A 13,096-nucleotide genomic window follows, 5' to 3' on the forward strand; every position below is an offset into this window, starting at 1 on the left:
GGGACGGACGGCCGCTGCCGTCAATTTCCCCATGCCTTATTCGGTTGTGGGCCCATTGTGAGTTGCAGTTTTCCTCCGTTCACTACGGTTTCGTGCTTGATCCAGGGGCTGTTGAGCGACTTTCCGTTCAACTGAGCTGACTGAATGTACAGGTTTTGGGCTGAGTTATTCGTTGTCTCAATGACAAACTGACCTCCTTTATAATACGCTGGGTTGAGCTTAAACGTGATTTTGTTGAAAATAGGGCTGCTGATCTCGTAAAACGGTTCGGGCGATGTGCCGCCGTTGGTCGAGAAAAGGCCAGTTTTGAGCAGAACCGCGAGGCTACCCATTAGCCCCTGATCTTCGTCGCCACTGTAGCCCGCATCGGGGGAGATACCGCTGTATACCTTGTCGATAATTTGCCGAGTCCAGTACTGCGTCAGCCAGGGCGAACCGGCGTAGTTGAAGAGGTGGGCCGTTTGAATACTGGGCTGGTTGCCGTAGTTGATAAATACCCGGCGATACTGTTCCTGGGTTTCTTTGTCGTGCGATTTGCCTGATACAAAATCATGTTTCTGCGCTTTTTCAAACGAGCTGTTCAACTTGGCGGTAAAGGCTTCTTTGCCACCCATCAGGTTGATTAAGCCCGGTACGTCGTGTGGTACAAACCAGGTGTATTGAGCCGCGTTACCTTCTTCCCACCCATTATCGTAGCGCAGAATATCGACGGGTTCGCCCCATTTGCCGTCCAGGGTTCGGTTCCACATCCAGCCAATGTCCGGGTTCCAGACGTTTTTGTAGTTCTCCGACCGCTTCATAAATAGTGTATAGTCGTCGGTTTTGCCTAATTTTTTAGCCATTTGCGCCAGGGTATAATCCTGATAGGCGTATTCGAGCGTTTGCGTGGAACCGTCCTGATGGAAGCCGTAGCGGGTTTTGCTGAGCGGGTGTGGCACATAACCCCGTTCGATGTAGTATTCGATGCCCCCGCCCTTGAAGGTGTTATGTTCGTAACCCGCCTTACTCATCATGCCACCGGGGAAGTGGTTCTTCCGCATTCCCTCGTAAGCCTTTTCGATGTCGAAACCCCGAATGCCTTTCAGATAAGCACTCACGATGAAAGGCGTAGTAGCGGCCCCAGTCATTACGTAGGTGTAGTTGCCACCCGCCGGGCCACGCGGAATGAGTCCGCCATCCTGATACATCATCACCATTGAATTCACAAACGATTCGGTGACCTCTGGGTAGACTAGATGCCAGAGGGTGTTGATGGTCCACTGCGCTCCCCAAAACGAGTCGGAGTTGTGGTGGTTGAACCTGGGCTTGCCGTTGGCATCCAGCGGAATCTGCCGAATACGGCGTTCTGGCCCGGTCATGTCGGAGTACTTGCCATTGACGTCGGAGATAATCCGGCGACCTTGCAGGGCGTGCCAGAGATCGGTATAAAAGCGGCTGCGGACAGTATCGGAGCCGTCTTCCACCTCGATTCTGCTAAGCCAGTTATTCCAATCGGTGCGGCTATCCTGCACCGTTTTTTCAAAATCCCAGTGGGGCAGTTCGGTTTTGAGGTTAAGCCGGGCCTGCTCTTCGCTGACGTACGAAATGGCAACTTTCATCTTCCGTACCTCACCCGCTTTGGTTTTAAAGCTCACATACGCGCCGATGCGTTCGCCTTCGATCTGGTTGTCGATCTTTTCGAGTTGACCTTTACGCCAGCCATTAAACGAGTCGAACGGTTTGTCGAAAACAGCCACAAAATAAACGGGCAGGATTTTAGGCCGTCGAACGGTCGGGGCCATGATGGCGTAGCCTTCAATTTCCTGATTACTGATCTTTTTTACGAAACCCTTTTGCGTTTCCGACGGGCCCAGAAACGTAGCGAAGTCGAACAGGATATGGCTTTGGTCGGCAGCCGGGAAGGTGTATTTATGAAAGCCGACGCGGGTGGTTGAGGTTAGTTCGGCGGTGATGGCATATGCATCCAGTACGACTTTGTGATAGCCCGCTTTGATTACTTCTTTCTGATGCGAAAACCGCGATCCGTATTGATCGGCTCCCAGATGCCCTTTAAAGGCCCCGGTTGTGGGCAGCACAGGCACGCCCGACAACTGCCAGCCATGAATATGGCTAAAGCACTTGATACTATCGAGGTGGTAGCGATAGCCTGCGCCCCAGTCGGCATTAACCGCATTGTCGGGGCTTAAATTGACCATGCCAAACGGGCGACTCGCCGAGTTGAAAAAGAACCAGCGCGAATTAGCCGCATCCACAATTGGGTTCACCAGGTCAACTGGCTGCTTTGCCGATTTCTGCGCCTGAACCTGTAGGGCCAGCCCGGTAAGGAGTAGACAGGTGTATAATCTTTTCATGTTGAAAACCAATTGATTATGGTGATCTGTTTAGGCTTGTTTTGCCTATTTTTGTCATTCCGACGAAGGAGGAATCTCAGGCCTGACTAATAAGTGAAGTTGAGATTCCTCCTTCGTCGGAATGACAAAAAAACAAATTCAGCATATCATAGAATTAAAAAGGTTAAGTAGGGCATTGAAAATACATTAGGTTATCTTTTGTCATGCTGACGAAGGAAGCATCTTCGGGTGCGGCTATTTATTCACCTACCAAAGATGCTTCCTTCGTCAGCATGACAAAAGCGCCCTTGTAGAATACCCTAAACTATTTGTACTTCAGCACTTAAACAGTTTCAATTCGCCTTCAAAATTCCTTTAGCCTCCTCAACGGGCAGTTTTAGGTTATGCGTACTAACATTCGTCGAATTATTGAACAGGATAACAGGCATCTCTTTGGCCGTTGGAATCTGCACATCCGTCAGCGTTGTATTCTTGACATCGTCCAGGACGACAGCGGGCCGAAAATCTGCCTCCTTGTACTGTAAGCGCACATTTTTAAATTGAATCCCCTCGGCATGGCGCATATAAAAACCCCAGGCCGGTAACTCACCGAACATCGAAAAATCGGGGTAATTGGCTTCGTTTTCGGGTACGGAGGTGACCTTGTCGAGCGGAATGTGGGCAATGTTTTTATCGGCCCGACCGCCATAGGTGATGGTAATATCTTCGAGAACGACATCCTGAACGGGGTAACCGGGGATACCGACGATGGACGAAGGAATTAAGTTGTAGGGCAACCACGGATGCCCGTAAATATGGAAACTGGATGGCCGTTTGGGCATCTTGTCTTCGCCGGGGTGCAGGTGGTCGGGTGGGCCTTCAATCGGGTAGCCCTGATCGGGTTTGTGGAGGGGCGTTTCGACCGTAACGTGGGCGATATACACGCCTTTTAACGTACCTACATGGCCAGTGGTATTACGGTGGCCCCGGCGGATAAAAATGGCGTTTCCGGTATTTTTGGCGTTGACATACTGAATGTCGATACCTTCGAGTGCTCCCCCATCGACCGACTCCAGCGCAATGGCCGAGCGGTAAGTATCAAAAACGGTCAGGTGGCGGACTTTAATATTCCGAAAACCGCCGTGTGAGGCCGTCCCCAGTTTAAACCCGTTGGCACTTGACCGAAGAATGCAACTATCGATGGTGACATTTTCGCAGGCCATAGCTGGATTCTCTGATTTCAGGCAAATGGCATCATCGGAGGCATTGATGAAACAGTTGGTGATCCGAACGTTCCGGCTGTCGGTAATATCCAGACCATCGTTGTTCCAGTAGGCGGTACTCTGCACAGTCATGCGGTCGATGGTTACGTTGGTACACTGCCGATAGTCCTGCACCCACTCCGACGAATTCTTGAGGCTGATCCCTGAAATCCGTACGCCCGTACACCCAAGCATAAACACAAGGAACACCCGGTCGTTGGGGCGTTTCACCTGCCAGATTGTGTCCTGTACCATTTCACCACTGCGCAGCAGCTTAAAAATGTCGAGCATGAGTTCCTGACCCTGCCCGTCGATGACACCCTGCCCTGTGATGGCTACGTTGGTTTGGTTCAACGCCGAAATGAGGGCGGGCCGACTGGGTTTATTGCTATAGTCGTTGCGTTTGGTGGAGCCAAGTAGCCGTCCTCCTTTCTCAATATGAAGCTCAACACCGGATTTGAGGTAAATAGAACCTATCATGAAGTTCCCGGCGGGGACAATGACACGACCACCGCCCGTTGAAGAAACCTTGTCGATGAGTTTTTGGATAGCAGCCGCATTGTTGGTTTCGCCATCGGCTACGGCCCCATAAGCGGTTATCCGATAGTCTTTGCGCTGGCTGAAACCATCGGTTGCATACAGTAACAAGCCAAGTAAGAGTAGGTAGTGAGTTTTCATGAAGAGCTAACGTAGGTAAATACGGTGGTTAAAGGGCGTATAGCCAGTCAGATAAACCGTTGGCGCGTCCATTGCCGGTAACGCTCCGCGCAACTGAACGCCTTTATGTTCGGCTTTGCCGGGGCCAAACTGAATGCTATCGGAGCCAACGGTATACGTACCTGATTCTCCCGAAAGCAGGTACGAGTTGTCACGTTTTGGATGTTTAGCAACGCCCGACAGGGTTCCCCCCGGCCGGAAAATCAACTCCAGAGCAACGGGGACATACTCCGTTCCGCTCATAGTAACCTCGATTTCGAGGCCGTTGGCTACTTCCGTTACTTTCACTACCGTTTCAAATCGCTGCACTTCGCTTTGCTGGCGATTTGTTCGAGGCATTTTATCCCAGTCGCCGTTGGGGTCGATCTTATCGGCAGGGAGCGGCTGGAAGTAGGGGCCATCCAACGTCCGGCGCATAACCCAGCTATTGCCCTCCTGTTCAATCTTTTCGGTCTGAAACTGGCCTTTTCCGAAGAACGAAGCGGCAACACGCATACCCTGTAACACCGCATTGCCTTTGTGGAAAGTAAGCCAGGTTGCGTTGTTCGATAGGAGGGTGCTGTCCCAGTTGCCACGCCGAATGCGTACTACGCCCGAATACGGAAAGGCTTTGGCGTAGTTGGTAGGCATGGGTTTGCTGGCAGGTAGCTCTTTCCAGAGGGTTGGGTCTTCCAGGAAATAATCGAGGTATCCGGCCAGTTGCTCCTTCGGGCAGGTCTGTTCAATGAGTCGGCACATGGCAGCCATTTCGCCGTTATTGTCGCGTAGGGCCATGTAGCGGTAGCAGTAATAATACCGCGACATGTTACCAATGGTGCCTTTATCCTGCCGATTGGAGGCTTCGGTGACGACTTCGCCATTGGGGTGAACATAGTAGAGCGTCATCATCAGGTTTCGGCGGACGGGTTCAACCAATTCGGATTTGTTCAAGCCACGGGCCATGATGATTAATGAACGGTCGACAACGGGCGAGTACGTATTCGTACTCTTTTCGTTGAATTGCCCATCGGGGTCAAGATCGATGTGTTCGGCCAGCCACTGATCGATGCGTTTGGTATAGCGCGGGTCAGGAAACAACTCATTGAGTTTGGTTAATGCGGCCGACACTACCCAGCGGTGATTGGGTGTGTGAATGCCGCCGACCGTGAGGGCGTTTCCAGCCTTTGTTAGAAAGGCTTTAATGGCATCGGTTGCCGACTCTGTACCCTTAAAGGGCTTCAGAAACTTATAGGTTGGAACAATATTCTCCAGCACAAATGCAGTATCGGGCGTTGAGTGAAAGTTGGTATCCAGCAAATCGATGGTGCCGTCGTCGTGCTGCATGTTCAGTAATGCCCTGGCGGCTGCTTCAATTTCCTGTAATACCTCTTTTGACTGGTAATGAACCGATTCCGGGGTTGCAAACAACATACTGGCCTTCATCAGGAAGCCGCTGGTGGTATGCGGATTGGGCATTTCGTAATCGTTCATGTAGCCACCCACAAACCGATTGGCCGGGTCTGTAACCTTTAACGGCTTATAATTGGCCAGTTGCTGGTCATTGATCGTAATCCAGTCGAGGAGCCAGGCGGGTTTGGTTTGACTTGTACGAGCAAAGCCCTTGAAACCTAGCATTGGAGTAATGGCGAGGGTGCTTGCTCCAAGGGTTATAAAATTTCTTCGGTTCATGAACTATGGATTTTTTTTGTCATCCCGACGCAGGAGGGATCTCATTATTGCATACCATCGAAAAGCTTGAGATCCCTCCTGCGTCGGGATGACAAAAAGTAGACAAAAGCGATCTTATAACTCTCTGATCTTGATACTCCTGAACTGCACTTCATCCCCGTGATCCTGAAACAGGATGTGTCCGGCGGGGGCCTGTGCAAAGTTGGGGTAGGTGTTGTATTTACTCTTGGCCACCAGATTACGAAAGATCTGCGAATGCCGGTCATACTCCACCATTTTGAGGTTATTCAGCCAATGCTCAACGTGTCCGTCTTTGGCAACAATACGTAACTTGTTCCACTTGCCGGGCACATTCATGCGTTTATCAGTGCCGCCTTCCGAAAGGTTTTCGGCTGTTATGAGGTCATAGAGCGAAGCGGTTGTGCGGTTGCCGTTGACACCTTCTTTGGCGTCGGGATGGACTTTATCGTCCAGAATCTGGTATTCCGGCCCAGCGCCCGTACCGGGGCGTTTCTTCGGATCATCGACCACAAAGTATTTCACCCCGCTATTGGCCCCGGTCGTGAGTTTGAAATCAAGCTCCAGTTCAAAATTGGCAAACTCCTTCACGGTTTCAATATCCCCCCCTTTGCGGACGCTGTCTTTCTTGGAGCCCAACACTTTCAGTACGCCATCCTGCATGGCCCAGCCTGCCGTTGGGAAATTATCGGCATTCGCCAGTTTCCAGCCGTTCGACGTTTTGCCATCCCACAGAAGTTTCCAGCCTTGTTTCTGCTCGCGTTCGGTCAACTGGTTTTGCAGGTAACTCACCTCCTGAATGGCGTCACCGCCCTTTATGGTAACACTCGGCAGATTTTCGGTGGCAATTCGGATGTTTCGCCATTGAACGGTTAGCCCGTTTTGCTCCTGACGTTTAATCTGGTGTACCTGTAAGGCAATGAATCCGCGAGCTGTCTGATTGTCCCAGACATCGGCGCAGGGAATGCCGTTGATCCAGGTTTTGAGGTGAGGACCAATGGCTTCGATATGGTATTTGTTCCATTGCCCACTTTTGAAAGCCGTTTGCCCTTTCGGGTTGATCGACAACGGATAGAGCCAGCCACTACGGGCTTCGTCGTAAATACCCCCGCTCCAGGCGCGGTTGCCGGGGTCGATTTCGACCTGATAACCGTGAACGCGCCCGTTATTCTGGTTGGGGTCGCTCAGGCTTCGGATCTGAATGCCCGAATTGAGCCCTTTTTCGACTTTGACGTCCATTTCCAGCACAAAATCGCCATAGGTTTCTTCGGTGCAGAGAAAGGTATTAGGCGTATTAAGCTGCGAAACGCCCACAATGGTTTTATCAACGATCTTGTAGTCGGCATTGCCGTTGCGTTTGACCCAGCCTTTCAGGTCTGTTCCATTGAACAGGTCTTTCCACCTGGCCTGACCAAAGGAGGGTATGGTGGATAGTACAACTAAAGAAATAAGAAGACGATGCTTCAGCATAGCGGATATACTAAGACAGTGGAAGAAGGGGTAGTTGTAGATAGGTCAAAAAAAGGGGAAGAGAAAGAAAATTCTCCCCCTTTCTGAATCATTCGTGACGGCTGGAGTTCAAATGAACTAGTCCAGCCCTCCCGAATTGTGGCCGTTTCCGCAAAGGCGGTCTGGAATCGGATGGCTATGAGTTCCGTCCTGGTTTCTGACCTGAGAAGCGGCAAAACAGGGTAAGAAATGCAGGGGATTGTCCACAGAGATCCAGCGTTATGACACTCAACCAACCTTTTGTATAATCTCTGTACCTCTGTGGACAATACGCTAAATGGCCAGTTTAATAGCCTTCGTTTTGGGGCATTGGCGGATACGACAAGTCAATTTCACTCTGCGGAATCGGCCGTAAATAGTGTTTATCGGTGATCGACGCACTTTTGGCGGCCCAGGGGTTATATTTTTTGACCCGTTCAACCAGTTTCCCGGTACGCTTCAGATCGAACCAGCGATTGTACTCACCCATCAGTTCGCGGGCGCGTTCGTCCAGAATCAGGTCGATGCTGATGTTGGCAGGGGTAGCGCGGTATGAAACCGTTTCCAGCGATTTTAGATTTTCCGGGGCCTTGGCGCATTGGGGATCGATGCCTTTCTTGGTCAATGCTCGATCCAGTACTTTGTTGTAATATACATCGGCAGTGCCCAGCTTACCATTTTTAGCTCCTTTTACAATGGCTTCAGCCGCAATCAGATAGGCTTCGGCCGACCGGAAGACGATTTCGTTGAGCGTACCATACGCGTCGCCATAGGGGATGCCCGGTTGCCAGAATTTCCACATCATGGGGTAGTCGCCGGGGAAACCGCTGACGTTTACAGCGCTGCCGTTGATAAAGCCGTAGCCCCCACCGTACTCATCCAGATTTACGACCGAATAGTTCTTTTTGCCCCCATAATCGATACCGCGTTCGGCCAGGGTAAGGGCGGGTTTGTTCCAGGGGCGGAAATACACCACCGTATCCCCGGCTTTGATGTCAACTTTTAGGTTCGCATTGGTCGTAGGCAGTGGCTTAAAACCCGAAACGGCCTGTAGGGCATAACCGACCTCAACGAAATTCCAGTCGTAACGAGAATCGTTGTCAGGGTCAAATAATCGATACGCAGCCGGATTGGTGACGTGGAATGGTTGATGGCGATTGTAGTCAGACGTTCGCCCTTTCGTACCTGGATAGCCTTCACCACTACCGCCAAATACCGAATGAAGGTTGCTGCCGCCAGCGGCATCCTGGGTAAACGAAGGGTCGGTTTTATTGGTCAGAACATCCGTGTTGTACTGTACCGCAAAGACAATCTCCGCATTTTTGTCATTCTGGGCACCTGTATATTGCTTCAGTGGATTTTCCGAATGCTGTGGGAATAACGCACTGTACGTAGCAGCCAGCGGGTAGGCATCAATTATTTTGTCGGCATATTGGAGGGCCAGATCAAAATCGGCGGCCGTTCCGCCCAGCGCATTTTTGAAGTTCCAGCCACGAGTCAGGTACACACGGGCCAGCAAAAACTGAGCGGCTCCTTTGGTGGCCCGTCCATAGTTCGATGCCGTTACTGGAAGCTTGCTTTCGGCATCCTGCAAGTCGCTGAGAATCTGTTTGTAAATATCGGCTGAGGCAACCCGTTTCGCTTCTTTGCTGGCAGTAGTTTGCTCGGTTAACGGCATTGGTACATCCCCCCATTGCTGAACCAGGTAGAAATAGCATAAGGCACGCAGAAACTTGGCTTCACCAATGCGGGCGTCTTTAGTTGCCTGGGCCATCGTTGTAATGCCATCGGCTCGGCTCATCACCGTATTGGTCCGGGCGATCTCGGCGTAGAGCAGCGTCCAGAGGGTTTGTAAGTCGGCCAGGCTCGCATTCAGTCGTACATCGTAATGTTCCAGCGGACTGGTGGAGAGGGTAGCAAACTTGGGATCGCTAAAGCCCGATTGAGAAAAAATATCGGTGCCGTTCAGCACCAGCGTTCGGGCCTGATGGATGTTTCGCAGCAACGGATAGCAAGCCCGGACCAAGTCCTCAAAGCCCGCTTCCGTGGCATAGTATACGTCGGTGGTTAAGGTAGTAACGGGTTTTTCATCCAGAAAATCTTCTTTGCAACCTGCCAGCACTGTACACATCAGGGCAAGGGCGAAAGACGTAAACCGTTTATTGACTAATGATTTCATCGCTCTGTTCGAAGATTAGATACAAGGTTAGAAGCTGAAGTTGACGCCTAGTGTGTAGACTGCCGATGGAACATCATCCTGATAGATGGCCGAATTGAATTCGGGGTCAAAACCCGTGAACTTGGTAACAACAATCGGGTTCAGGATTTGCGTATAGATACGGGCGTTTGAAATTTTCCAGCTATCGATCAAAGACCTGGGTAGGGTGAAGCCAAGGGTAATATCTGAAATGCGTAAGAAACTGGCATCCTGATAGTTGATGGCGCTCCGGTACGGGTTAGCGGCTACAACACCGAAATAGGTGTTGGACGGGTTATCGCTACGCCAGTAATCGAGGGAAGCCAGTTTGTTATACCGGGTGTTGTTCATTTCGCCGAACGTACCCGATAAGGTGCTGTTGTTATACTGCACCCCGTTGCGATAATAGGTGAAAAACGAAAAGTCGAAGTTTTTGTATTTGAATCGGTTCGTTACGCCCAGAATCCAGTTGGGGAGCTGGGTGCCCAGAATGACCCGGTCGTCGATGGCATCGGTCGATGAAATCTGCCCATCGTTGTTCTGGTCGACTACACGAACAGAGCCGGGCTCCTGCTTGTATTTCAGCGCCAGATCTTTATCGGCCGTTTGCCAGATACCCGCAAACTGGTAATCGAAATTGGATTTGATTGGATAACCGACGAAGAGTTTGTTCCCCTTATCGACCGTTTGACCATCGCCATACAACGACAGCAGTTTATTTCGGTTCAGGGTAAAGGCGAACGTACTGTTCCAGTTGAAATTCTGCTTACTAATGTTTACCGTGTTGAGGGTCAGTTCGATACCTTTATTCTCAATGACCCCTACGTTGGTAACGACCTGGTTGAAGCCCGTAACGGTGGGTATTTTCTGGTTCAGAATCAAGTCGACCGTTTTGCGGTGGTACAATTCCAGCGAGGCTGCAATGCGGTTTTTAAAGAAACCGAAATCGATACCGAGGTTGAACTCTTTACTGCGTTCCCATCTGAGGTCTTTATTGGCCAGGTTAGCGGGTGCAAAGCCATAAGCCGCCGTACCATCAAAATCATAGCCCGTATTGATCAGCCCTGCCTGGGTGCTGTATGGGGCCACCGTCGAGTTGCCTACCTGTCCATAGCTGATCCGCATTTTCAGGTTCGAAAACACATTAAGGTTACTGATGAACGGCTCATCACCCATGCGCCAGGCCAACGCTACCGAGGGGAAAAACGCCCATTTATTTCCTTCGGCCAGTTGAGAAGCACCATCGGAACGGCCGGTTACGGTCAGCAAATACTTGTCGTTGAAGGTATAGTTGATCCGCCCCATAAACGACAGCAGGGAGCGTTCGGTAAGCGAGCTGGCATAGGACGTAACGGTACCTGTGGACAAGGCATACCAATCCGACGCATAGGGCAGGTCTTTGGCTGCGATGGTGTAGGTTTCATTGCGCTGATAAAAAGCACTTTGCAGCCCCGTAACCGTCAGCTTATGCTTGCCCATATCCAGGTTGTAATTGACAATGTTGTCGAGGGTGTAATTGCCCATGGTACGGTTATCGTACTGCGCTCTGGGTTTGGTGCCGATCTGTGATTTTGACCATTGCCCGCGAAAGTCACCGATTTTGGTAGCGCTGTAGGAGGCTGACAACGACGAGCGGAACGTTAATCCTTTTACGATAGACACTTCGGCATAGGCATTCCCCAGCGCGTTCATAATTGTCGTCTGTAATTTGGAATTAGCCGGTTCAACATCGACCAATGGGTTAGGCACCTGCTTGTCGTTGATACCCATCCAGTACGCATAGCCGTCGATGTTAAAATCCGAGTTTTCAGACGGATTGGCCAGGTCTGAAAAATAAACGGTTCCAGTTGGACGGGCGCGGTAAGCTCCCCGTAACGATTCCTGAGAACCCACATCCTGATTGCTGTAGGTCAAATACGACGTGAACCCAACCTTCACCCGTTCGCCCAGCTTACTATCCAGACCCGCGTTCAGGTTATATCGTTTAAACCCCGTATACAGCACGTTTCCGTTTTCGTTCAGATAACCGCCCGAAAATCGATAGGTTGTTTTTTCGCTACCACCCGATACGCTCAGGTTCTGACTCGTCTGAACGGCGGGATGGGTAATCAAATCGACCCAATCGGTGCTTCGTCCACTTTTAATATTGTCCAGTTCCGCAGCGGTGAATGTGGCCCCCGTAGCGCCTTCGAGCACACGGTCGGTATACGTCGCTTTGTAAAATTCCTGCGCATTCATCAGGCGGGGAATATGGGCGGGCGTCTTTATGCCGATGTAACTATCGTAACTCACGCGGGGCTTACCCGATAACCCCTTCTTAGTCGTTACGATAACTACGCCGTTTGCTCCCCTGGCCCCGTAAATGGCGGTTGATGAGGCATCTTTGAGGACGTCCATCGACTGAATGTCGTTCGGGTTCAGGTTATTCAAATCGCCCCCGATTAATCCGTCGATCACCACCAGTGGTTCCGTCGAGTTGTTGATCGTATTTTCACCGCGAATGGTGATGCTGTACCCGGCGCCGGGTTTATTGCTCGACTTGGTTACGGTGGCACCTGCTACCTGACCCTGAATGGCGCGGGCAGCGACAACCGGGTTGGCGCGAACAATATCTTTTGACTGGATCGACGCAACGGCACCCGTCAAATCCGTTTTTTTGATTTCGCCATAACCCACTACCACAATCTCATCCAGTTGTTTCAGATCGGTCTTCAGAATAATATCAAACATTGACCGATTGCCAACCGGAACACTTTGGGTTTCATAGCCAATAAAACTGATAATGAGAGCCGCACTTTTGTCCGCAACGGTAAGCGAAAATTTTCCATCGGCATCCGTTGTCGTTCCTTTCGTCAATCCTTTTATGATGACACTGGCACCAACGATGGGTTCGCCTTTCTCGTCCTTAACGCTGCCTTTAACGGGAATTTCGGCAACACTGGTTACGGGTAACTCAGTAGGCTGATTTTGGATCAAGCCGGTTTTGATTTCGGCCCGATTCAGAACGATCTGTTTACCCAGAACTTTGTAGTCAAGCTGAAGCGGTTTTAACACGCTTTCCAGGATAGTACCTAGCGTAGAATTATCCAGGTTCAGGGTTATTTTTCGCTCCGAGCGAATAAGACTTGAACTATAAATAAATCGAATCTCAGCTGATTTCTCAATCTCACTTAGCACTTTTTTTACGGGCTGATTCTCAACTTTTAAGCTAATTCGTTTATTAAGTAGTTCCTGACCGTAGCCATCATGCGCGACGGAAATTCCAAAAAAAAGTAGGGATAATACTAGTTGTGTCAGAAAGACCTGATACACTTTAGGAGGTATCCTAAACAGTTGTACATAATTTTTCATCGGTTTTATACAGGTTTATTGGGAATAGGGGAAATACAGTTACAAATGAATTACCGTTGTCTTCA

6 protein-coding genes are annotated in these 13,096 nt (G+C 50.5%); all 6 read right to left on the minus strand.

What is annotated here, in order from left to right:
* Positions 1 to 20: 20 nt before the first annotated feature.
* Positions 21 to 2,351 (minus strand): GH92 family glycosyl hydrolase, encoded by a 2,331-nt coding sequence (locus B5M13_RS14235; RefSeq protein WP_080056314.1) that lies wholly within the window; start codon positions 2,349 to 2,351, stop codon positions 21 to 23.
* Positions 2,352 to 2,683: 332 nt separating this feature from the next.
* Positions 2,684 to 4,270, minus strand: a complete 1,587-nt coding sequence (locus B5M13_RS14240) for a glycoside hydrolase family 28 protein (RefSeq protein ID WP_080056315.1) — start codon at positions 4,268 to 4,270, stop codon at positions 2,684 to 2,686.
* A 6-nt stretch (positions 4,271 to 4,276) separates the two neighbouring features.
* Positions 4,277 to 5,977, minus strand: coding sequence for a hypothetical protein (locus B5M13_RS14245; RefSeq protein WP_080056316.1), 1,701 nt, complete (start codon positions 5,975 to 5,977; stop codon positions 4,277 to 4,279).
* 114 nt (positions 5,978 to 6,091) lie between these two features.
* Positions 6,092 to 7,465: a 3-keto-disaccharide hydrolase gene (locus tag B5M13_RS14250; RefSeq protein ID WP_080056317.1), complete on the minus strand. Its 1,374-nt coding sequence runs from the start codon at positions 7,463 to 7,465 to the stop codon at positions 6,092 to 6,094.
* A gap of 325 nt (positions 7,466 to 7,790) precedes the next feature.
* Positions 7,791 to 9,662: a RagB/SusD family nutrient uptake outer membrane protein gene (locus B5M13_RS14255; RefSeq protein ID WP_080056318.1), complete on the minus strand. Its 1,872-nt coding sequence runs from the start codon at positions 9,660 to 9,662 to the stop codon at positions 7,791 to 7,793.
* A 27-nt stretch (positions 9,663 to 9,689) separates the two neighbouring features.
* On the minus strand, positions 9,690 to 13,031 hold the full coding sequence (locus B5M13_RS14260) for a TonB-dependent receptor (RefSeq protein ID WP_080056319.1): 3,342 nt from the start codon (positions 13,029 to 13,031) through the stop codon (positions 9,690 to 9,692).
* Positions 13,032 to 13,096 lie beyond the last annotated feature (65 nt).

It is taken from the genome of Spirosoma aerolatum (assembly GCF_002056795.1).
GTDB lineage: Bacteria > Bacteroidota > Bacteroidia > Cytophagales > Spirosomataceae > Spirosoma > Spirosoma aerolatum.